This is a genomic window from Vreelandella sp. DA03-1M, assembly GCF_055725665.1.
Genome location: NZ_CM146798.1, coordinates 4578238 through 4600744 on the forward strand (window position 1 = coordinate 4578238; position 22507 = coordinate 4600744).

Consider the following 22507-nt stretch of genomic DNA (forward strand, 5'->3'; position numbering starts at 1 on the left):
TGTAACGTTAGTCGTCGATATGAGTAGGCGCCATAGCTGGGCGCGGACGCACAGCCGCTTCAACGGGTTCGTCCAGTACCGTATGATCAACCAGGCCTGCGGCAATTTCACGCAGCGCCATGACCGTGGGCTTGTCATTTTCCCATGGCAGCAGCGCATCGCGGGAGCCACGCGCCAGCTGGCGAGCGCGCTGGGTGGAAATCATCACCAGCTTGAAACGGTTTTCAACATTTTCAAGACAATCTTCAACGGTTACGCGAGCCATGGGAGCCTTCCTGTTATGACGGAACCGGGCCGACACCGTAGAGAACGGCGCCGACCCAGTGAAAAAATGGTGCGACCAAAAATAGTGCAACGCAATAGAAAGTAGTAGAACCTGTTAGATTACTCGACCGCAGGCGTCTGTGACAAGAGCGCAGCTAACAGTGGCGCATGGCGCTCACACATTACCGGACGGCTTAAACGTCGGCTGATGACTAATGATTGTAACTCTTGCAGCGCCGTCGTGAAGTCATCATTCACTACTAAGTAATCATATTCATGGTAATGGGACATTTCGCTTATTGCATCGCGCATACGCCGGGCAATCACGGCATGCTCATCGGTGCCGCGGCTAGCAAGGCGCCGCTCTAACTCTTCGCGTGAAGGAGGAAGTATAAAAATCGACACCGCATCAGGCATTTGCTCACGCACTTGCTGGGCGCCTTGCCAATCGATCTCAAGAATAACGTCCTGCCCAGCTGCCAGTAATACCTCGACCGCCTTCCGCGAAGTACCGTAGTAATTATCAAAGACGTTGGCATACTCAAAGAACTCGCCGCGCGCGATCATCGCTTCAAACTCGGCCACATCGGTGAAATGATAATTGACGCCATCCACCTCACCCTCGCGCTTGGCACGCGTAGTGTGCGACACCGACACTTGAATCCCATCCAGGCTTTCGATTAGCTCACGCACCAAGCTAGTCTTGCCAGCACCCGACGGGGCAGAAACGATAAACAGCGTACCTTGGGACATGAAGTACTTTCCCTTCAGTTAGCGAAAATAAGCAGCGGAAAACGTAGTAAACGCTAGTAAAGCGACTGCAGCAGAGCAGTAAGGCTGCGCAGTATCGCACACCCAGCGCGACGACTGTAGCGTTGGCGGTGACATACAGGGAGGTATACATGCGCAGTACACTGTTTATTTTAGCGATGATTGCACTGGGCGTAGCTCTGCAAAAAGGCATTATTGAGATTCCCCGCCCCTGGGCGCCTTGGGCACCGCTGCATATCGACGACCCCATTACGCCAGTCACGCAGTTCAAGCTTAATCGTTTAGCGGATGACCGTGCCGGATGTCTGGCGGCGTTAGATACCGTGCCCGAAGGAGAACTGCGCTACACGCCGTTAGCCGATTACGCCCCCACGGCGAGCTGCCCACTGACTAATATCGTGCGTATGCAGTCGAGCGGCATCGCGTTTAATCAGAGTTTTGTGGCCTCATGCCCCATGGCGCTGGCGTGGGTCATGTATGAACGCCACGCGTTACAGCCTGCCGCCGAGGAGATTATGGGCAGCCGGGTGAGCCAGGTTAACCATGTGGGAAGCTTTGCCTGCCGTAACGTTTACGGCCGCGAAACCGGCAGACGCAGCGAACACGCCACCGCCGAAGCGCTGGATGTAGTGGGATTTCAGTTTGAGAACGGCCAGCGTATTACGCTGATCAATGACTGGGATGATGAAGGCGAGGTAGGTGAGTTTTTACGCGCTGCGCGGGATGGCGCCTGCCATACCTTCGGTAATGTATTGGGGCCCGATTACAACGCCGCGCATGCGGATCACTTTCATATGGGCATGCGCGGATTTAGGCTGTGTCGCTAAGAGATCAACCATTACTTATTCGAGATTGATGTCATCTGCATCCGTGGCGGCACCGGTGGCAGCACCCACGCCACCGCCGATAACGGCGCCTTGAACGACGCTACCACCGGTGATGGCTGCGGCACCCGCGCCAATGGCAGCCCCGACACCCGCGCCGCTAGTAGCGCGCTCGCCAGTGGAGGTACCGCAGCCCGCCAAGCCAATGGTTAACGCCACCACCGCGCCGAGGGTCAATATACGTGTCGAATTCAATACCTGAACGTGCATGGTCATCTCCTTATGGGTTATACCCTTACACAGTAGAGAGAATTCGATTTTTTAGCCATGTTAATTATCACTGTTCGATAACTAGGCAACTGATCAATAGCGATGCAGCGCTAGGCTCGCTGAGCCACGGCGCCGTAGGTGCGCTTTTCCAACCAGCGCCCAGCGGCAAAAATCACCAAGCCACAGAGCGCCAATCCCGCGCCGACCAAGCCCGTGCTCGACCAGCTAAAGCCAGCGCTGATCGCCAGGCCTGCAAGCCACGCCCCTAAGGCATTGGCACCGTTAAAGGCCGCGTGGTTCAAGGAGGCCGCCATGGTTTGGGCGTCTTCCGCCACATCCATCAAGCGGGTTTGTAGCGAAGGCGCCAGCGCCATGCTGGTACCCACCAGACCAACAAACAGTAGCCCCGTCCAAACGTTATTCGCCGCAAAGTAAAACAGCCCCTGGATCACGCCACACCAGAGCAGGATGGTGGGTATGGCGCGCATCAGGTTTTTATCCGCCATGCGTCCGCCGATTAAATTGCCGGCAATGGAGCCCAAGCCGAAAATGACCAACACCAGTGGCCCCAGCGCCTCGCTCATGCCCGCCTGCTGGGTTAACGTCGGCATGACATAGCTAAAAATGGCGAACATGCCCCCACAGCCGATGCAGGCAAGCGCCAGGGTAACCAACACGCGCTGTTTAAGCAGCGCGGACAGTTCACGCACAGGGCTTGCGAGGGTATCGACGGGCTGAACCGGCACATAAAGCCGAATCAACACGGCGGTGAGCAGCGCAATGCCGCCGACACCTGCAAAGGCGATCTGCCAGCCCAACAGGTTACCCGCCCAGGTACCCAGCGGTGCACCGATCAAAATCGCCACGGTTAAACCCATCATTACCCGGGAAATAGCTCGCGCCCGTTGGTCTATCGGCACGGCTCCCGCCGCGACCAGCGCAGCGATGCCAAAATAGGCGCCGTGGGGCAAGCCCGCCAGAAAACGCAGGCCGACGAATGACCAGAACCCTGGTGCCATAGCGCTGGCAATATTGCCCGCCGCAAAGACCAGCATCAGAATGATTAACAGTGGCCGCCTAGGCACCCGCGCGGCCAGCGCAGAAATCAGCGGCGCGCCGACCACCACGCCCAAAGCGTAACTACTAATCGCATACCCCACTTGAGGCACGGTAACCTCTAAATCGCCCGCCACCCGGTTCATCAGCCCCATAATGACAAACTCGCTGGTACCGATCCCAAAGCCACCCAGCGCCAACACAAATTCTGCCAAGCGCGGGTTGCGCGCCAGCCCTTGAGACGACGATGCTGTCGAATCCTGCATGCTTATCTCCTTGGGATACCGCTTTGTTGGTATCTCGATTAGCGTCAAATGATCGCAGGATTAGACGAAAGTAGAAATACACAAACTTCAAAAGTTAGCTAGAGAAGAAGATAAGCGCCGAGGTTTCCCCCTTCTACGCTCGCTTTGCTAGTGTGAAGCTTTTACTAGACGCGTGAGGCAATGATGACGCCCGAAACCATTGAACAAGCCATGCAAGCGTTAGCTCAGGCCGATCCAGATATTGCCCGCGCCTACCCATTGGTCGGGCCTCCTGGCCCACGCCAGCGCGACCAAGGCTTTGCGACGTTTTTCAGTACTATCGTCAGCCAACAGCTATCCACTGAAGCAGCCCGCGCCATCATGGGACGTGTTAATACGCTGCTGCCCGAGCTACACGCCAAGGCAGTAATGGACGTGGAGGGCCAAGCACTGCGCGATGCGGGGCTCTCCTGGCGTAAGATCGAGTATGCCAAGGGGCTGGCGGAAGCGGAGTTAGCAGGCACTTTTAGCGCCGACGGGTTAGCGCATCTAAGTGATGATGAAGCGATTGCTGCGATTACCGAGCTACGCGGTTTTGGCCGCTGGAGTGCCGAGATCTACCTGATGTTCTCGCTCAAGCGCCTGGATGTCTTCCCCGCCGATGACCTTGCCCTGCGGGTAGCACTTGGCCGCTTAAAAGGCATGGACGACAAGCCTACGCCGAAGCAGGCGCGTCAGTTGGTAGAACACTGGGCACCCTGGCGTAGCGTGGGCTCGTTGTTTCTGTGGCACTACTATCGCGGCGAGCCGCTGTAGTAAATGGCCCCTTTGAGCACCCAGTGTCATTACCACCGTTATTTATAAGGAGTCACTCACAATGGCCAACCGAGCTCCAGCCTACCGCGCCAAACCAGGCTCGCCTCTTTTCGTTGACCCGGCTTTTTACAACCGGATTGCCAAAGCGACCGATCAGCGGAGGCTAATAGAAACCATAGAGGTGCCGATTCGCGACGCCCGCGCCTGAAAAGTTCCCGCCGGTCACGTGATGCGCCTGTGTACTCGCCAAGGGCCTCAGGTGGGAGATTTCAATCTGTGGTCTTTGCACAACCCACGAGAACACTTCTGGGCATCACGCACGCGCCAGCTTCAGCGCGCGCATGTCAGCGTTCACGACCGCTTATGGTCTTCACTGCCCTATCTGAGGCCAATGGCGACCATCACTGCCGATACCTTGGAAAACTACGGTGTCGACGAGGATGGCGGTCGTGTCCACGATTTATTAGGTACGCGCTGTGACCCTTATGTGAATCATTTGCTGACCGGGGAGGATTTCGACTTCCACTGTCACTCCAACTTAACCCGAGCCGTGGCGCCCTTCGGACTCACCGAATTTGATGTCCACGATGTGCTTAACGTCTTCCAGTGCACCGGCCTTAATGAACAGGATCAGTACTTCATGAAGGCTTGCCCGGCGAAAGAAGGCGACTATCTGGAGCTATTTGCCGAGATTGACTTAATTTGTGCCCTCTCCTGCTGCCCTGGCGGCGATCTATCGGTTGATCTGTGGGGCAGTGACGCCACTGACGACGACCTGCTGGCTACCTGCCACCCCATCGGCATCGAAATCTACGCGCTTGATGACGCACTATTAGAGGGCTGGTCGCCGCCGACATCACCTAACTATCGCGGCAACCATGGCTTACGCTCGCCTGAAGAAGATTGGAGCGCCAAACGCAACAATTGCTGCTGACGCTGCCTTTATGCGTCGAGCCCGCCAAATTTGCCGTTCTGATAATCCTCGACCGCCTGAACAATCTCTTCGCGGGTATTCATCACGAAGGGCCCGTGGGAATAGACCGGCTCATCGATCACCTCGCCATGGCCAAACAGCAAGCGTGCGTCGCTGCTGGCTTCGATGTCGAGGCTGTTGCCATCGCGATCGACTTCAATTAAATGGTGGGGCTGAACTGGCTCACCGCCCACCTCAACCTCCCCACTCACCACGTAGAGAAATACCTGCCGCCCTGGTGCCACGGGCAACTGTTCCTGGCTACCGGCAGGCAGCCACAGCGTTGACATAAACACGCCGGTTAGCGAGTCGATAGGGCCAACGCTCCCCTGCCACTCTCCGGCGATCAGGTTCAGCTCACCGCCGCCCGGCAGCGCAATAGCGGGGATTGATTCCTGCTGCAGCCCCACATAGCGCGGTTCACTCATTTTCAAGCGCGACGGCAGGTTGACCCATAGCTGCAGAATTTCCAGCGGACCGCCCTCGCGCAGAAACTCCGGCGGCGAAATTTCCGCATGCACAATGCCGCTACCCGCGGTCATCCACTGCACACCGCCCGCGTTGATCACGCTTTGATGCTTGGCGCTATCGGCGTGGGCCAGCGAGCCCTCTAAAATAAAAGTGACTGTTTCAAACCCGCGATGCGGGTGAGGACCGAACGGCAAACCACGGTTGTTAGCTGGGTATGTCTGTGGGCCGTGATGATTAAGAAACAAAAAAGGGTCAAGCTGTTCAAGTTGTGGGCCCGGTAGCGGCCGCCGAGTGACTAAATCGCTGATATCATCGCGCGTGGCCGGGTGCTGGGCGATCACGCGGCGTGCTGTTTGGTTAGTATCTAATGGCATCACTTACTCCTTATCAATACGCCCAGCGTAAAACCTCAACCAGCATATGAGGAGCGAATAATTTGCCCCGTTTCATTGAAGGAAATTGTTATGAGACGCCTCAGCGGTTTCCTCAAAACTCGGTCACCACCGTTACACCCGCCCCTTCGAACTTATTCATGTTCATCAGCGCATCAATGGACTGCTCGAGCGTGATCCGTTTGCCGATTAGCTTTTCAGGCGCCAGCTTTCCAGACTCTATCATCGCCAGCATGGCGTCATAACGGTGGGCCTGCATGCCATGACTACCCAGTATTTCAAGCTCATGGGCAATGATTTTACTCATAGGAATGGCCGGTGTGCTGTTCTCAGCCAACATCAGCCCAACCTGAACATGCTTGCCACGTTTACGTAAGTTACTGATGGAGTTAAAGCAGGTAGTCGGGTGCCCTAACGCATCCAAAGATACGTGAGCGCCTCCCCGGGTTATCTCCACAACAGCTTCAACCACATTGGGTACCTTGGCGGCGTTCACGGTGGCAGTGGCACCCAATTGACGGGCCAGATTAAGCGCCTCTTCTGAAATATCGATAGCGACAACGTTGGCGCCAATCGCATTGGCAATCATCACAGCAGAAAGCCCAACACCGCCACAGCCGTGAACCGCCACCCACTGGCCTGCCGCTGTTTTGCCCTGATCGACCACAGCCCGGAATGAAGTAACGAAACGACACCCCAAGCTGGCCGCCGTCGCAAAATCGAGCGTCTCGGGTAGCGCGACTAAATTGACATCGGCATAGTGAATACTCACATACTCAGCAAAGGAGCCCCAGTGGGTAAAACCGGGCTGAAACTGGCTATCGCACACCTGATGATTGCCAGAGTGGCACTCAGGGCAAGTACCGCAGCCACCGACGAACGGTACCGTGACGCGATCGCCAATGCGCCATTGCTTTACATCTTTACCCACGGCTTCCACAACGCCAGCAAGCTCATGCCCCGGCACATGGGGAAGCTGGATATCGGTGTCATGCCCTACCCAGCCATGCCAGTCGCTGCGGCAAACGCCGTTTGCCATGACTTTCACCACAACGCCGTGCGGCTCAGGGGTGGGGTCAGGTATTTGCTGGATGCGGGGAGGGGCGGAAAACTGCTCAAAAACAACGGCCTTCATCAAGGTCTCCTAAACCATATTGCTATTTTTAATTTATAACGGCTCTCGCGGATAAGAAGCGAGTTTATTGGCTATTAATGCTTAATCGCCCCACGACCTGAAACGAGTCATCCGCTGGGCTCACCACAATCATTTCTCCCGAGCCCACACCGCTACCCACCAATGCCGTGATATTGACCTGATGGGTAACTAGCAGCAAATTGCCCGGCCCTTTCCATGCGGCGATCTGCTGCTGGGCGGTTTGGGTGATTTGCGCTTGATCACCGCGCCCGCGAAAGAAGGAATCTAACCAGGGCGTAGGCTCTACAGGCCCCAGCGCCATCAGTTCAGCGGTATCTAGCGCCCGGCACCAGCGCGATGAATACACTGCCGCAATGGGGATATCCCGTTCACGAAATGCACGTCCAGCGGCTTGCGCCTGAGAGCGGCCAGCCGCAGAAAGATTGCGCTGGGTATCGCAGCGGCCCCGCTCAAAACCCGGCGGGTCGCCAATGCCTGGGGCTAGGGAGTGGCGCATTAGAATTACCAAGCTGCCTTCTTGCAGCGCTTGCCATGTGGCTTCGTTTGCCTGGGCGCTGAGTTGGAATGTACACAGCACAGCGAGCAGCAGGGTTAAGGTGAGGTGGCGAAGAGTGTGCATGGGGTCTCCTTTGCCATCGGCCAGTACAAGCACAAGCCATTTTTTCTTTCGAGACGCAGTGCGTCTCGAATGGCAGTGAGCAGGGGCAGCGTAACTAACTGGGGACTACCGTGGCAGTGACCATTTGCATAAGTCTATCTAAATAGTCCGAATCCGACATAAACAACACATGCTTGGCACGTAGCTCTTCTGCCGTCATTCCCCAATGACTGTTAACCCACGCGCTTGTTGTACTGGACGGCGCTAAGATAACGCTTTCAAGCTCCACGTGCTCATTCTTCAGCCGCCGTTGGACATCCTTGATGCGTTCAGAGAACTCAATCTTTTCATCTTTGGGCCCAGTATGTCGCACGCCGTGAGGGTCGACGAAGACAATACGCTGCCTATCCTGATTAACATGCCAAAGTATGAAATCAGGGTAAAAGCCGCCTGCTTCAAAAAATCCTATACCCTGCTTTACCAAGTTCCTGAGCAGATACACCTGCTCTCCCCGCTCAGCAATGGCCTGCTGGTTTCTCTCAAGCCATGCTGTGAGGTCTTCCACAAAACGGAATTCACTGTCGTTGAGAGCTACAGGCTCAACGCGAATCCGACTATCCTTACCTAGATGTAGCAATGGATTATAGAGGTGCGCACCAATCTGTACGGCGCTGACACCGTTTGCTTTGGATGAGCGATAAGTCGCCTTTTGCTGCTGCTCAATCGCCGCCTTCATTTGTTTGATATCGTCGATCAGCGCCGACTCACTGCCATCCACCACTAACTGATACTCATTAGTGGCCGGCAAATTACCGTTCGCTTCCTCAAGTGCTACCAGCTCCATACGTGGCTCTAGGTAAGCACGGCGGTGAAAGTTGAAGATACGATCTAACAGCAGCGATAGCAGCTCTAACGCCATACTCTGATAACGTTGAAAGTTATCTGCATGGAGTTTCCATTGGTCATCGGGTACTAACAAGTTGTACCAAAGTTGGCTTTTCAGTAGCGCTGGCAAACGATGAGCATCGATTAACACATTCGCGTACCCACGATTACGCCGGTAACGCTCCAAGTCACGTGCCAAAGCTGTCATATCCAGGAACAGCAGCCGGTCATCATCGAAATAGCGTGCATGCTGCTTCGCCAATCCGGGCTTGGCCATAACTTCTTTCACACCCGATGCTTGAATGCTATCTACCTTGGGATAGCGATCTAGCTCAACCCGGCGCTCCTTTAGAACGATATCCGGTGTCAAGCCCAGCGGGCTTTGAAAATCACCGCTAATAACCGGATACCCAAAACGCACCAATGGCCCATCACGATGAAAGCTGTAGGCCTGCCGGGTATCCTGGCGCACTTTAGGCCGTAGCATCTTCAATGATTTACCCACGTCTTCCATAACATTGAGCTTGAGGGTATGCACTTCCGGGTTATCGTTTCCCGGTAAACCTTCGTCTTCCAGAAAGTCACGGAAGGTGGCCATAAAGTCGGCGCCAACGCCAAACACATTCAGCGTTTCCAGCAAGTAGAGGTATTTGGGCGCAAGAATTGGATCAAGTCGGCTTGAGCGCATCAGGCTCATGTCACGCCCCTTTAGGCGTACCCCACGGCCGAAGAGCTGAATAATCTGCGAGCCCTCTTTCTTACCGGTATTCATCAGCCCCATGCTGGAAACCCGCCAGCAATTCCACCCTTCAACAAACTTCTTGGAGCCGATCAGTAGATTGACGGGCGAGCTCTCACGAGTAACCTCAGCAAAAATAGGGTTAGCCAACTCAGACTTACGAACCTGTAGGTGCTTGATATCGTGGCTTTCCAGATGCTCGGCCAAGCCCAAGGCGTCGCCCACATTAATCAGACCAAAGGGCTTTTCAGCCTCACCAACCTTTAGCAGCAGCTCGCCTGAATCACCGGTAATCCGGTCAACATTGAGCGTACCGCCTCCTGCTGCGTGAAAAGTAAGCGTAAGAATATCCCGATAGAGAGCTTCTACGGTTAGTTGCTGCTCTTTAAGCCAAGGAAAGCTTCCAGAGAAAATTTCATTGCCTTGCTTATCAATCAGGCCCGCACTTGCTGCATCACCTTGGTATACGGCACTGAGCGCTTGCTTAGCTTGCTCTTTTTCGCCCAAAAACCACGCTAGAAAACCCAACACCTGCGCGATATCGGAAGCACGCTCATTGTAATTTTTGGCGCTCTCTTTACTGCCATCGTCTTTTACCACGCTGGCACCCACGAACACCCAGAGTGGCACGGCAAGGTTCCACTGGCTTAGCTCTCGGTGCTCTTCGCGGAAATATCGCTGCTGCTGGTAAAAAGCCAATAGCGCCGCTGTCAGGTAGGTGTAACGCTGCCGAGTTTCCTTCTCGGGCAAATTGAAGATACGGTAATCTTTGCCGTAGCCATCTTCATAGAAATAGCGGTACCCATAATCGAAAAGAATATTCTTGGCGTAAGACTCCTCAACCCCATTATCTCCAGCGGCTACTACCGCTTCTTTAAAGGTTGCCGAGTACTCAAAGGTGAAGCCACGACCCGCCAGCTTGTTACGATGCGAAAGCCAGCCTTTCTCCTCACTGGCAGAGCCCAACCCACGATGCCCTTCGTCAACCAGCAGCAAATTGCCGTCACCAAAGCTGTCGACGGCCATTTTCTTTTTGCCTTGCTCAATGCCGAGCTTGGTGATTTCGCTAATGGCAACGCGGCTGAGTGATCTTCGCTCACCACTAAACAGATCTCCTCCATCTTGGCTAAGACGTTCTGCCTCTAGGCTAGACTCGCGGCACTCGAGCAAATGCTGATCGCTGAGACGTTCATTGGGGGTGATTAAGATAATCTGGCCGTAGTCGCCAATGCGTTGGTGTTGACGGGCATAGTGGCGAAACTGGCGCACGTTCGTGTGCATCAGCAGCGTTTTACCGGAACCAGTGGCATTTTGTAGGCAAAGCTTATTCAGGTCTTCGTCCTGGTATCGGCCAATGCCTGTCTGGTACCCCTGCCCTTGCCAAAAAGCGTTAAATCTATCTACCTGGGCGTTAAGGCCCTCTTTCAGCGCCTCTCGATCACGGAAATATTCGAATAGGTAAATTTCCACGAATAGCAGCGTTAACCACTGAAAATATTTCCACTCGACTTCCACCTCACGCTGCTGATTGAGCGCATCGGTGTGCTCGACGATATTGGCATCAAAGCGCTTTAAATCTTCTTCGCTGTATTGCCAGCTAGACTGATACCCACCCAGCAATGCGTGTAGGTAGTGATGATGTCGATCCCCTGTTAACCCTGGTTGGCTCTCTTTGAGATTTTTATTCAGCAGCGTGACTGGGCGCACTTGGCTGCCCTTGTCACGGTACTGCTCAAGCGGGTCGATACCAAAGCGGGTCATCACCCACTGGTTGAGCACCAGTTTTTTGAGAAAGTCATTCTTGGCGCTGAGTACTCTGATTTTCGCTTGGCGTGGCTTACCTGCCATTAATGCGACTCCCGATCCTGTCGATTCTGCTCATCACTCTGTTGGGTAGGCGCATCATCACCTATGAGGACTGGCCTATCGTTCTCCCAGACCACAGCATACTGACCAAGGCGGCGTTTACGCTCGAGCGTTTCAGCAACAGCCGAGCGCAAGCTTTCTAGCATCTCGTGAGTATCGGGGGTCAACTGAGTCATGGCTGAGACTCCTTTAGGAGTAAAGTGTAGTAACGCTCATCAAGCACCTGGCGCTGCGCACCCGCTTGCTCAAAAACCGGCGCTGGGGCTCCTCCCGCGTTCATAAAACAGCGCGCACGGGTAACGCTTGGCGCGTAGAGCATCAATAGGTTGTTCAGGCTGCGGGGGAAGCGGCGCTGGATATCTTTCAGCGGAATATGGTGTCCACCGTGAGAAACACGTTCAGCCACACGCAGACGCGACATCTCGGGCGAAGGCAGCGCCAAATAGACGAGTTCGACCCGCCACCCCGCATCCATCAGACGTTTTATCAGGCTGAGATACCCCCGCCCGGAGAGCGTTGTCTCAAAAGCAAAGTCTTCGCCTTCATTAATCGCGTCCTCGATTTCCTTGAGAAAAATACGGCTGGCAGAGAGCAGCTCACGCTCAGGCGCTAAAGGCGACAGTCCGGCAGCAATTAAGTCGGCATTGATAAAACGTGCACACTTAGCCACCTGCGGCAAATAATGCAGGGCAAAGGTGGTCTTGCCAGCCCCATTGGGGCCAGCAACGATCCAACACGTCGGCGTTGCAGCCTTAGCCTTCATCATCACACCCCTCCCACATGCGCGCATGGAAGGTTTCTTCCAGGCTATGCACTCGGTGGCGGGCGCTGCCCGTCAAGTTCAGGCCGTGGGGGCCATTGATATATATGGTGTCGAACTCGCTATCCGTGGTACCGATCTTATATTTTTCGAGCAGCGCCTCTAGCACAGCGGCATCTTTTTCCGCATCGTCCGTCAGCTTGCGCCATACCACTAGCACCTTGGCCAAGTCCTCGTCGCTGCCCGGGATACGGCGCACATGACCTTCCACTTGGCGAATCCAATACGCACCATCTTCATTCTCACGCAGGCTGACAGCTTTCAGGCGCGTGTTCTGGTCTTCCGGCAGCTCGGGGTCAGTCTCGCGCTCGAAGCGGGCCACGTAGGTACGCGGCTTGTCCAAATGCGATACATGCAGGCCAATCAGCCAGTTAAAGGTCTCGACCAGATCCACAGCGGTTTTCCGACTTTCATCACTGCCGGGCTGTTTCACCTTCAGCATGTAGTTTTCAGGGTCACGAAACCACTCGGTATTCAGCAGGCTAGCCGAACCACGAGTTTCTACATCCAGCAGGTACTTAAGCGTATAGTCGTGGCGTAGCTCAGAGTCCTGCTCCACCAGCGCATCGCGCTCCGGGTTATCAACCAAATTTAAATTGTTGAGGGTGTCGTCGTAACTCTCCAATCTATAGATAGCAAAGCAATGTGACATACCACTGAAATTGCCACTTTTGTCACCTAGTGGCTTGCCTTCGCTCCAATCCTTTGAATAAACTAATTTTTTTATCCTATTAGCAGCCACATTTTTGATGTGCTCTCCTATATCGCAAAGAATATACTTCCTGCAACCTTGATCCGCTCTGTTAAGATTTATTACAGCATGAGCCGTAGATCCAGACCCAGCAAAGCCATCAAGTACAATGTCATTCTTTTTTTTATAATTTATACCCAAGAATTTTTCTATCATACCAGTTGGCTTAGGAAACTTTGTCACATCTTCACCAAAAATAGAGCGCACCTCTGAAGTTCCCGTTTGGGTCCTGGATTCATAGAATAAGCGCAGCACTTTGGATCACAAGGTAGAGGCAGGAGGGCCAGCGCCGGTACCCTCTCTGCCTTACCTACCAAAGTGAAGCAGAGCATGGGATACCGACAACTGACCCAAATCCAACGATACCAAATTTTTGCCTATCTTGAGACCGGCATCAGCCAGCGACAGATCGCCCAGGCCATTGGTGTCCACAGCAGCACCATTAGCCGCGAGATAAAACGTAACGGTCTGACCCGTGGTTATGCGCCTGAACAGGCCCAATTGGTAAGTGATCAGCGCCGACGCACCGCCTGGAAAGTGACTAAACGACTACCCAGCCTGGTTCGCTGGGTCACTGGCCAATTGATGGACGAATGGAGCCCTCAACAAATGTAAGCGAGCCACTAACCACATCTAGGCAGATTTCTCTTAGATCGGTAATGTCTCTTTCCACTGCCAGGGTAGCAGCATGCTGAGTTCATCATCATTGAGGGTGGGCAGTGTCGCGAAGACATACTGCAAGTAATCGTAAGGCGAGAGACCATTGGCTTTGGCGGTTTCGATCAGGCTGTAGATCGCCGCACTGGCTTGAGCGCCGCTCGGAGTATGGCTGAACAGCCAGTTTTTACGGCCGATGACGAACGGACGGATGGCGTTCTCCGCCGGATTGTTGTCCAGCGGGATCAGGCCATCGTCCAGGAACCGGGTCAGGCGGGGCCACTGGTTATCCAGGTAGTGCAGGGCTTTACCCAGCGCACTTTTGGGCAGCACCTGGGCCAGTGACTTGTCGAGCCAGGTGCGCAGTTGATCGATCAATGGGCGGCTCTTCTGTTCACGCAGCGCGTGACGCGCCTCGGGTTCAAGGGCCTTCGCCTGTTTTTCCACGCTGTATAGCTTACGGATCTGGTTCAGCGCCCAGTCCGCTTTGCCGGTCTTCCCCTTGGGCTGCACCTTCTGGGCCTCGACGAACTTACGCCTGGCATGCGCCCAGCAGCCCGCATGGGTGATCCCATTACGGCGCACGACCTCGGCGTAGCCTTCATAGCCATCGGTGATTAAGCGCCCCGCATAGTCGCCTAGCAGATCAACGGGCACCCGTCCGGCGCGGCTGGCCGCGTAGTTGAACAAGACCACCTGCTGGCCCGGCGGCCCACCGCGCTGCACCCACATGTAAGACGTGGCACTCGCTTTACGATCCGCTTCTTGATTCACCTGGAGGGTGGTTTCATCCATATAGATCAGCGGGGCGTTTAAGAGATGTTGGCGCAACGTGTTGATCAGCGGGGTGATCCGTTCTCCCGCTTGCACCATCCAGCGCGCCAGGGTATTGCGGGGGATCTCGGCGCCATGGCGGGCAAAGATCTGGCTCTGTCGATAAAGCGGCAGCGCGTCCTGGTATTTAGCCGTCGCGATATAGGCGAGCAGCGTGGCGCTGGCATTGCTCTTGGGCAACAGCTTGGCCGGCGCTGGGGCGGTGTTAACGCCCTCTTCGCACAGCGGGCAGGCATATTTGCGTCGTACATGACGGATCACCTCGATCCGTGCGGGCACCACATGCAACTCCTCGCTAACCTCTTCACCGATCACCTTCAGCGCGGTGCCGTCATCGTCGCAGTGGCGCGCCTCGTCGGGCAGTTCATGGATAACCTCGATACGCGGCAACTCTGGCGGTAGCGCAACGCGCCCGCCGCGCGTGCGACGCTTAGCAGGCGTAGCGGTGTCGATCGTCGCGTCATCAACAGTGGTGGTGCTCTCCGATGCGTCTTCCTCGTCCACCGCCACTTCCGCTTCATTGATCAGAAGATCCCGCTGGTCGACACGGTACTTCTCAGTAGAGGGGCCGAACTGACGCTCCAGGGCAAGCCGGAACTGTTCAAACAACGACTGCTTGGTAGCCTCCCACTGCGCTTCCTTTTTCTCCATCAACGCCAACAGCCGCGCATTTTCAGCGTCAGCAGCGGCCAGCTTGCGCTCAAGCTGGGTAACCGTCGGTGAGGAGGAAGTGGCGTTTTTCATATTGCATAGTTTACCAAAAACGCCCTTAAAATAGGAGCGCTACGGCTATCCAACCCGCTGAAAATCCAACGCTTTGTGAGGCTGCATAGCCTTCAGGTTATAGCCATCCAGCAGCCAGTTAAGCTCTTGGCCGGTTAACGTCACGGTCTCACCATTAAGGTGCGTTGGCCATTTAAACCGCTCACGTTCTAAACGCTTGTACCACACCACAAAGCCGTTACGTTCCCAGAACAGCAGTTTCACTTTATCGCGCTGGCGATTACCGAACACGAACAGCGCTTGATCAAACGGGTTCAAGGCCATGGCTTCCTGCACCAACAGCGCCAAGCCATCAATTTGCTTGCGCATATCGACGGGTTCTCGGCACAGATACACCTGTAGATCAGTGCCTGGGCGAATCATGCGACGACCTCCACCGCGACAAACCGGGCGGGACGACAACGCGGTGGCACGGGAAACCCTTGCACGATTAACCGTTTTTCCCACGCCATCAGGTCGGCTAACGTCACGGCTTGTGCTTCGGCATAAGTACTTAACGGTATCTCCAATGCGGCGGCATAAGACAGGTGGCCTAACCAAAACGCTTGAGTGGAATTGAGTTCGCGGCTCATGATGATCTCCAAAATCAAAGAAACCATCAGTGTGATCAGCCAACATTAATGTGGGTAGATGGGTTTTATGGCGCGCTTACCAACAAATCAGTGGTTTTATGGCCAATGCCAACGGAGTCTGCGTAAGCCATCAGTGGATCTATGCGTTAATCTGGGACGACAAGAAGCACGGTGGAACCTTATGGAAACGGCTCCGGCTGCCACGCCAGCGGCGCTATCAGCGCCAATTGGCTAAGCGGGCGGGGTTAGGCAAAATCCCGCACCGAGTAGGCATCGAGCAGCGCCCTGCCAAGGTGGAAGAACGGCGCCATATCGGACATTGGGAAGGCGACACGGTGCTTAAGGGCCACAAAGAATCCGGGCTGGTGACCCTGGTCGAAAGACGCAGTGGCTACCTCTTGGCAGCGCGGCTGCCAACAATCACCGCCACTAGAACGGCACAGGCGATGACGCGGTTATTGGCACCACGCCGAGGGGCAGTGCACACCATCACTTTGGATAATGGGTCGGAATTCGCCGAGCATCGGAAGGTTGCCAAGTCCGTCTCGGCCAAGATCTATTTTTGCGACCCGTACCGCTCATGCCAGCGTGGTACTAATGAAAACACCAATGGTCTGATTAGGCAGTATTTTCCTAAAGGTACTGACTTCCGCAAAGTGACCAATGCCGAGCTACGAAGAGTCGTCAATAAGCTAAACGATAGACCAAGAAAGCGGCTGGGATACCGAACCCCAGCCCAGGTGTTCTTAGGTGAATACTCAGGAGCGCTAGAAACCGCAGGTGCTGCACTTATTAGTTGAATTCAGGGTATAAGGGCCGATATAAATACTACTCGGCTTACTTCCTCGTTGCTCCCCCCCTTCATCACAGAGATATTGTTTATAACTTACAACCCATCCCCCATTTTGTTCATCGAATTGAAGCTCGTTATTTCGAAGCGATGTTTTAACTCTATCCCAGCTCCACTGCCACTGCCGCTTCGGAAAAGCGCATTCAACTATAAATTGACCACCATCTTTATAATAAAACCCCCATTCTCCTGTCCTCTCCCTTTCGAGCACCACTTCATTGTCATTAATTTTATTTAGGTCTTCCTTAGATAGCTTTCCATAAACAGGGATAGGAAAAGTCAAATTTGACCTAAAATCGTTACTATTAGTATTCAAAGGTTGAAGCCTATAAGGGCCTCTTACTGAGAACTTCTCATCTTTATACTTATAATACTTTTCAACATCACCTGAAGGAGGCAACTCTAAATATGGCAAATCGCTTTTGTTTAGCGAAAAAACATGAACATATTCATGGAGATTATTTATATGTTTTGTTTTTGAACCTCCGCCATAAGATTTTTGCCAAACGCATTCTTCTACAAATCCATTCTCACCAAAAATATCAAAAAGCAGCGGAAGAAGGTTCCTATTTTCATCTTTATCAATACTCGATGAAAAAATTGCATCTTTTTTCATCAAAGCAGCATGAGATCTTATTCTATCATCGATCATTGACAACCAAGAAGAGTGTTTATATCCATCTTTATAAACAAACCCATCACTTCCTGTATTATAAGGTGGATCTATATAAATCTTATCAATAGAAATTTCGTATTTATTTTTTATAGTTCTACAGCCATGAAAAGAGTCAGCTTCTATAAAAATTCCATCGAGATACCCAACGCAATAAGAAGCGACTTCTTCTGCCAAAACCTGAGGCAAAATAGAAGTATCCGCCATTAAATAACGGTAATTTTTCTTAGCAAGAAAAATTTTAATATCAGTCTCATGATAATCTTTTTGAAACTCATCCAAATTCAAGGAATATAGCTCGGCCCACTGCTTCTGCTGTTTTTTGTTAGTGATTACTGAACGAATAACTTCCTCGCTTTTCAATCGATCAATAGTGATACAATAACTTTTATCAGTGACAAACTTCTTCTTCAACCAAAGCTTCTTCTGAAAATTCTCTAGCTGTGCCAGGAAAGCAATAATTTTTTTAGCCAGCTTACGAAGCACTTGGATCTTTTTAAGCTGCTGTTCAACGATTAATACTTCTGCATTGTCGATATCATCCAAGCGCAGAATTTCATTTTTAATATAGAAATCCAGCTCACGGGAAAGAAAACCGCCCAGGTCTTTGTGGATAAAGTAATCCATCGTGTTGCGGGCTGTGTACTGCTGCAGATACTTGCCCAGCAACGTGCGCTCTTTCTGCTTGTCGGTGGGTGCACGGGTCGCCAAGCCGTCTCGGTAAGCAGCGACACCATCGGTGGCGCGCAGTGCCTCCATAATGCGCTCTTCTGCTTCCACCAGCCGCTTCTTCTGCCAAGCGCCACCCTGCCCTGTCTTCTCTGGATCCGGACGGTATTCAAACTGCAGCAAGAGATCGGCGCCATCCAGGCGAATGGGTTTGTCATGGTGGATAATAAAGAAGCGCTCAGTACTCTCTTTTACATCGCTATGTTCGCCTTCTGTGGCATCTACGACGCGGCAGTGTACTTTGAGGGCAGCGTCTGTCGAATCAAATGCCAACCCTGCTTGGGCCGCGGAGCCTTGCAGCGTCTTTAACGCTTCGTTTAGGTTGAAGGTAAAATTGGCTAAGGTTTCGGAAGATTTTACGTAGTACTGATCTTTGTTGGCCCAGTGAAGGTAAACCTCACGGCCATCGTAGGGCACTGCGTAGGGGGCCGCACGGCTGTCATTTTCCGCCACATGGTGACGGCGACTCATAAAGTCGCCTTTATCGTAGTAGCGTGAGAAGAAGCGATAGAGGTGGTCGTAGATATCTACCGAGGCACTCTGCTCCTGTTTAGCCACATGATAAGCCGCCCTGGCCTGTTTCACAGCAGGGGCACTATCCGGATCTGGAGCACCTAGTTCTTCGGCTTGTTTACGCTTCTCATCAATGTCATGACGCATCGCTGATAGTTGCTGCTCGCCCTGCTCGGCGAAGGCATCTTCAATCGCCTGGGCTAAGTCTTCACGGATAAAGCGGGAGAGTTGGTCGCTTTTGGCATGCATGATGCGATACAGCCCGAAATCCAACTCTGGCTTATCAAGCTGGAACAGCTCATGCAGCAGCTTGATAAAGCGTTCCTTGTGAGTCTCGGCAATTGCTACAGCCATTGATCTTTCCCATTAGCTACGTGCGCAAGACGTTTTGAAACAGCCTTTTGCAACAGTAAATTACGCACAAACGGGGCTGAACATGCTGTTCAGCCCTCAATATTAAGTTGCACAGATGATACCGACCCTCGCGGCTTGCGTCATGCGATGGTGGTTAGCGTTTACGCCAGTTCCCAGCGAACCCGGAACAGCCGGTGAGTCTGGCTTTTACGATGCATTTGTCGCTCCAGAGCATCAATGAGCGCGTCGCGTTTCTCTTCAATCTCATCTTGCACATCGAAAATTAACTGTCGATCCCGCCGCTGTTGTCGTTCAAACGACTTAAGCACCTCTTGGGCGGCTTTTTGCTCTTCCAAGGACTCGGCGATCCGCGAACGCCGCTTGGCGTCTTTGATCTTAGCCCGCGTATCTTCCAGTTGTGCCTCGCTGGAGGCAACTTGGTCTTCAGCCCAAGCCTCTAGTTTGTCACGTTCGCGCTGAAAATAGCCGTGGTTCTCTTCTAGAACGCGACTAAGGGTGGCATCCAACTGCCTTTTAGCCAGCGGAGCCAAATCTGCTGGAGGTTCAGGCGCTTGCTTCTCCACCAAAGCTGAAATATTGAACAGCCGTTCACATGCTTCTTGATCAAGACGTGTGCCATCGTCGGCGAGGCCAGTGAATACCAAGTGCTCTTCATGTTGGAAGCTATCGAGTTCAAGCAGGTTTAGCTCCAACCAGCCGCTTTGGGTCGGCAGTTGTTCAAGTACGGATATGCGAAGTGGGTGATCTGCCAGCTGAAAGCGAAGCGTAACCGTAGGTGTCTCCTGGCGGCGCCCATGATCCAATACATGCTCACCCAGTGGATGGGTGAGCCGATAGATGTGGGCATGTTCAGGTGGTTTAATGCCCTTCTCTTTGCGAATCAACCAGTATTCACCCGTTGGTACACTACTTAGTGGCGATTCTTTTAGCTGAAAGGTTAGGTGACAGTCACTGAAGACGGCCTGATTGGCTAAGCTGTGCCGGGTAAGTTTCCAAAAAAGTTTACCGGTGCGATCAAGCTGAGCCTTAGCTTTGTCGCGTTGGATTCGTAACAAATCGTGAATCTGCTCGTCGAAGTGCTCAAGTAACTTGCTCTCGGTCTCACGCATGCGGACATCAATATCGGCCTCTAATTTCTCACGTAGCGCTACAAAGGCCGCCTCAATAGCATCAGGTGTGCGGCAGGTAGCATAGATTTCAGCAATGCGTTTCTCGATGTCCACCCCGGATTCCAATCGGCCAAGAATGTCATCGGAAGCGCCGAACAATCCATCGAACAGCTGGAACTTCTCGCTTAATAGCTCTAAAACGCGTTTATCAGCCTCATTACGCTGATTTAAGAAGTTAACGACCACCACATCAAACTGCTGCCCGTAACGGTGGCAGCGACCAATACGTTGTTCTACCCGCTGAGGATTCCAGGGAAGATCGTAGTTGACCACTAGATTACAGAATTGGAGGTTGACCCCTTCGGCGGCAGCCTCAGTCGCCACTAAAATCTGCGCACTATCACGGAAATGGTCAATGATGGCAGAGCGCCGGTCGATAGCAGGGCTGCCTGTAATGTGATCGCTGCCTGAATGCTCAGTTAGCCAACGCTGGTAAATTCCCGTTATCCCCGGGCTGTTGTTGGTGCCGCTAAAAGTGACTACTTGATCAGCAAAGCCATGGCGTTCGAGGAAGCGACTTAAATACTCAAGCGTACGCCGCGATTCGGTGAAAATCACCGCTTTGCGTGGTGCTCCCATCTCATCCATACGGGCGAAACCCGTTTCAAGGGCGGTAACTAACGCATGGGATTTAGCATCTTCATGGATGCCTTTAGCCAAGCTCAGATACTGCTCTATTTCAGCGATTTCGCCCTGTAACCGGGTTGGATTGATCTCCTGCTCTATCAAATACTGCGCATTAACTTCTCCAACCTCGTCGGTATCGGCTGATTCCAACAGCTCTTCATCAAGTGATTCATCGGCTAGCAACGTTGCAAGCCAGTCTTGCTCAACTTGATGCTGATTGTGGAGCGATTCTAAACGCTCCTTTAGTGTTTCTAGGGTCTGGATAATGGCGGTGGTGGATGATGCTAGCAATTTTCGAATGACCAGCGAGACCAAGTGACGCTGGCGGGATGGCACGCCATAGCTGTCTTCGCGTGCCAGATAACCTGATACCAAGTGATAGAGCCGCTGCTCATCAGGTGAGGGTGTAAATGGAATCGTTAGTGCCTTTCGGTGAGTATACTGGACGTACTCTAATACCTGACGCCTTAGAGTACGCTTGGCAAACTCGTCAAGGCGACGGCGCAGCCCCTCAATGTCGTTACCATTACGCATGAATTGACGTCGAAAACTGATTGCATCCCCGAACAGCTGTTCATCAATTACGGTCGATAGACCATATAGCTCAATCAATGAGTTTTGAAGCGGGGTCGCCGTGAGTAACAGCTTACGGCAACCTGCAAACGTTCGCTTAATAGCCTGTCCGGTGCGATGACTTTCACGGTGGGCATTGCGCAGTTTGTGAGCTTCGTCAATGACGACGAGATCCCACGGTATGGTGCGCAGCTGGGGCTCCATTTTGGCAGCAAAATGGTATGACATCACACTGATGACATCTTGATCTAAAGGATCGTATATCCCTTGGTCACGCTGCTGCTTGTAGGTACGAGCATCAAGCACCTGGGTAGGCAGGTGGAACTTCTCGGATAGTTCATTCGCCCACTGTTTTCGTAGCGCGGCTGGCGCAATCACTATTAAACGACGCCGACGCTCTGCCCAGTACTGGCATATAACCAGGGCTGCCTCAATGGTTTTACCAAGACCCACTTCATCCGCCAGTAAAACGCCTTTTGATAACGGATTTTGTAACGCAAAGAGGGCGGCATCAATTTGATGGGGATTAAGGTCGACGGAAGCATCAAATAGAGATGTTGCCAATCTATCGACATCACCACCTCGCCGCTGGCGAGTTAGCTCATAAGCAAAGTACTTGGCATGGTAGTTCGTGATGTTCTCAGTCGTCACCCTATTCCCCTACCCGTTGCAATAAGACAGCTCTTACTTTCCCTTGCCGCAACATAATGTGCAAGGCTGGGCACCGCGCATCATAAACTTGCTATGCTCGAAAGTGAGGGCATCACCGAGACTACCGAAACTTTCCAACACGACTGTAAGTTGCGCTATCGCGCCGAAAAGCATCGTGACACTTGCACATTATGAAACTATACTTTCATAATTAACTTTAAAATGAAGGTATAGCTTTATGCCATCTCGTTCAGCGGTTGTGTTCCCCAAGGATCTCAAGGTGTTAAAAGCGCTGGGCGAGAACATCTTGCTTGCCATGAAGCGCCGTAAAATCACCCAAACCCAGCTATCAGAGCGCACGGGGCTCTCTATGCCGACGCTGCGCAATATTCTGCGTGGCGAGCCTAGCGTCTCAATGGGCCATTACCTGGTGGTGTTATCGTCGCTTGGCCTTGCTAACGATTTAGCGAACGTAGCATTAGACGATGAGTTTGGGCGCAAGCTGCAAGATATCGAGCTGCTAAAAACGTCTAATAAGGCCACTATTAAGTCGAAACACGCTAGCTCTGTGGTTTATCGCCCTACCACCGAAGGCAGGCGTTGA

Annotated in this window: 20 protein-coding genes and 4 pseudogenes; 7 read left to right on the forward strand and 17 right to left on the reverse strand. The window is 53.0% G+C overall.

All coding sequences use genetic code 11. The annotated features are described in order from the left end of the window. Positions 1–7 precede the first annotated feature (7 nt). Both rpoZ and gmk read right to left on the reverse strand, forming a co-directional pair. Positions 8–265, reverse strand: a complete 258-nt coding sequence (gene rpoZ, locus ACXUPB_RS21340; RefSeq protein ID WP_007112267.1) for a DNA-directed RNA polymerase subunit omega — start codon at positions 263–265, stop codon at positions 8–10. A 119-nt stretch (positions 266–384) separates the two neighbouring features. Next, a complete protein-coding gene (gmk, locus tag ACXUPB_RS21345) occupies positions 385–1017 on the reverse strand; it encodes a guanylate kinase (protein WP_472954621.1) in 633 nt (210 codons plus the stop codon). A gap of 149 nt (positions 1018–1166) precedes the next feature. Between gmk and ACXUPB_RS21350 the strand changes: the two genes are divergently transcribed. After that, positions 1167–1862, forward strand: coding sequence for an extensin-like domain-containing protein (locus ACXUPB_RS21350; RefSeq protein ID WP_472954623.1), 696 nt, complete (start codon positions 1167–1169; stop codon positions 1860–1862). A gap of 15 nt (positions 1863–1877) precedes the next feature. On the opposite strand, the gene ACXUPB_RS21355 is transcribed toward ACXUPB_RS21350, so the two are convergent. Then, complete coding sequence (locus tag ACXUPB_RS21355; protein WP_472954625.1) at positions 1878–2129, reverse strand: hypothetical protein; 252 nt, start codon at positions 2127–2129, stop codon at positions 1878–1880. A gap of 110 nt (positions 2130–2239) precedes the next feature. After that, positions 2240–3451, reverse strand: coding sequence for an MFS transporter (locus ACXUPB_RS21360; RefSeq protein ID WP_472954627.1), 1212 nt, complete (start codon positions 3449–3451; stop codon positions 2240–2242). A gap of 183 nt (positions 3452–3634) precedes the next feature. On the opposite strand from ACXUPB_RS21360, the gene ACXUPB_RS21365 reads away from it, so the two are divergent. The 3 genes and pseudogenes from ACXUPB_RS21365 to ACXUPB_RS21375 all read left to right on the forward strand — a co-directional run. Then, a complete protein-coding gene (locus ACXUPB_RS21365) occupies positions 3635–4246 on the forward strand; it encodes a DNA-3-methyladenine glycosylase family protein (RefSeq protein ID WP_472956774.1) in 612 nt (203 codons plus the stop codon). A 61-nt stretch (positions 4247–4307) separates the two neighbouring features. After that, on the forward strand, positions 4308–4454 hold the full coding sequence (locus ACXUPB_RS21370; protein WP_472954628.1) for a hypothetical protein: 147 nt from the start codon (positions 4308–4310) through the stop codon (positions 4452–4454). Positions 4455–4466: 12 nt separating this feature from the next. Continuing rightward, positions 4467–5180: pseudogene (locus tag ACXUPB_RS21375) on the forward strand (urea carboxylase-associated family protein); the annotation flags it as partial. 8 nt (positions 5181–5188) lie between these two features. Here the strand turns inward: ACXUPB_RS21375 and ACXUPB_RS21380 are convergent. From ACXUPB_RS21380 to ACXUPB_RS21415, 8 genes and pseudogenes are all read right to left on the reverse strand, one after another. Continuing rightward, positions 5189–6064 (reverse strand): pirin family protein, encoded by an 876-nt coding sequence (locus ACXUPB_RS21380; RefSeq protein ID WP_472954631.1) that lies wholly within the window; start codon positions 6062–6064, stop codon positions 5189–5191. A 112-nt stretch (positions 6065–6176) separates the two neighbouring features. Beyond that, entirely contained in the window at positions 6177–7217 is a 1041-nt protein-coding gene (locus ACXUPB_RS21385) for a zinc-dependent alcohol dehydrogenase family protein (RefSeq protein ID WP_472954633.1), read from the reverse strand. A 64-nt stretch (positions 7218–7281) separates the two neighbouring features. Beyond that, complete coding sequence (locus ACXUPB_RS21390; RefSeq protein ID WP_472954635.1) at positions 7282–7857, reverse strand: histidine phosphatase family protein; 576 nt, start codon at positions 7855–7857, stop codon at positions 7282–7284. 94 nt (positions 7858–7951) lie between these two features. Then, positions 7952–11308 carry a DEAD/DEAH box helicase family protein gene (locus ACXUPB_RS21395; protein ID WP_179914908.1) on the reverse strand — a complete coding sequence of 1119 codons (3357 nt, stop codon included), beginning with the start codon at positions 11306–11308 and terminating at the stop codon, positions 7952–7954. Then, positions 11308–11502: a hypothetical protein gene (locus tag ACXUPB_RS21400; protein WP_179914907.1), complete on the reverse strand. Its 195-nt coding sequence runs from the start codon at positions 11500–11502 to the stop codon at positions 11308–11310. The genes ACXUPB_RS21395 and ACXUPB_RS21400 overlap by 1 nt, the downstream gene beginning before the upstream one ends. After that, entirely contained in the window at positions 11499–12092 is a 594-nt protein-coding gene (locus ACXUPB_RS21405) for a zeta toxin family protein (protein ID WP_246361645.1), read from the reverse strand. The genes ACXUPB_RS21400 and ACXUPB_RS21405 overlap by 4 nt, the downstream gene beginning before the upstream one ends. Further along, positions 12079–12798: a hypothetical protein gene (locus ACXUPB_RS21410; protein WP_179914906.1), complete on the reverse strand. Its 720-nt coding sequence runs from the start codon at positions 12796–12798 to the stop codon at positions 12079–12081. Before ACXUPB_RS21410 ends, ACXUPB_RS21405 begins: the two co-directional genes overlap by 14 nt. A 93-nt stretch (positions 12799–12891) precedes the next feature. Next, positions 12892–13152 (reverse strand): annotated as a pseudogene (locus ACXUPB_RS21415) (DNA methyltransferase); the annotation flags it as partial. A gap of 75 nt (positions 13153–13227) precedes the next feature. On the opposite strand from ACXUPB_RS21415, the pseudogene ACXUPB_RS21420 reads away from it, so the two are divergent. Further along, positions 13228–13509, forward strand: a pseudogene (locus ACXUPB_RS21420) (transposase); the annotation flags it as partial. Positions 13510–13545: 36 nt separating this feature from the next. Here ACXUPB_RS21420 and tnpC read toward each other — a convergent pair. Genes tnpC through ACXUPB_RS21435 form a run of 3 tightly spaced genes read right to left on the reverse strand, consistent with a single transcriptional unit; the run spans position 13546 to position 15743 of the window. Then, positions 13546–15132 (reverse strand): IS66 family transposase, encoded by a 1587-nt coding sequence (gene tnpC, locus ACXUPB_RS21425; RefSeq protein WP_193085922.1) that lies wholly within the window; start codon positions 15130–15132, stop codon positions 13546–13548. 45 nt (positions 15133–15177) lie between these two features. Next, positions 15178–15534, reverse strand: coding sequence for an IS66 family insertion sequence element accessory protein TnpB (gene tnpB, locus ACXUPB_RS21430; protein ID WP_125749665.1), 357 nt, complete (start codon positions 15532–15534; stop codon positions 15178–15180). Further along, the gene (locus tag ACXUPB_RS21435) at positions 15531–15743 is read right to left on the reverse strand and encodes a hypothetical protein (protein ID WP_125749668.1); all 213 of its coding nucleotides are present in this window, start codon (positions 15741–15743) and stop codon (positions 15531–15533) included. Before ACXUPB_RS21435 ends, tnpB begins: the two co-directional genes overlap by 4 nt. 80 nt (positions 15744–15823) lie before the next feature. Between ACXUPB_RS21435 and ACXUPB_RS21440 the strand changes: the two are divergent. Beyond that, positions 15824–16543, forward strand: a pseudogene (locus tag ACXUPB_RS21440) (IS30 family transposase); the annotation flags it as partial. On the opposite strand, the gene ACXUPB_RS21445 reads toward ACXUPB_RS21440, so the two are convergent. Both ACXUPB_RS21445 and ACXUPB_RS21450 read right to left on the reverse strand, forming a co-directional pair. Next, entirely contained in the window at positions 16511–18862 is a 2352-nt protein-coding gene (locus ACXUPB_RS21445; protein ID WP_472954638.1) for a DNA methyltransferase, read from the reverse strand. The pseudogene ACXUPB_RS21440 and the gene ACXUPB_RS21445 overlap by 33 nt on opposite strands. A gap of 161 nt (positions 18863–19023) precedes the next feature. Continuing rightward, positions 19024–21903 carry an SNF2-related protein gene (locus tag ACXUPB_RS21450; RefSeq protein ID WP_179916302.1) on the reverse strand — a complete coding sequence of 960 codons (2880 nt, stop codon included), beginning with the start codon at positions 21901–21903 and terminating at the stop codon, positions 19024–19026. A 238-nt stretch (positions 21904–22141) separates the two neighbouring features. Between ACXUPB_RS21450 and ACXUPB_RS21455 the strand changes: the two genes are divergently transcribed. Further along, on the forward strand, positions 22142–22507 hold the full coding sequence (locus ACXUPB_RS21455) for a helix-turn-helix domain-containing protein (protein ID WP_179916301.1): 366 nt from the start codon (positions 22142–22144) through the stop codon (positions 22505–22507).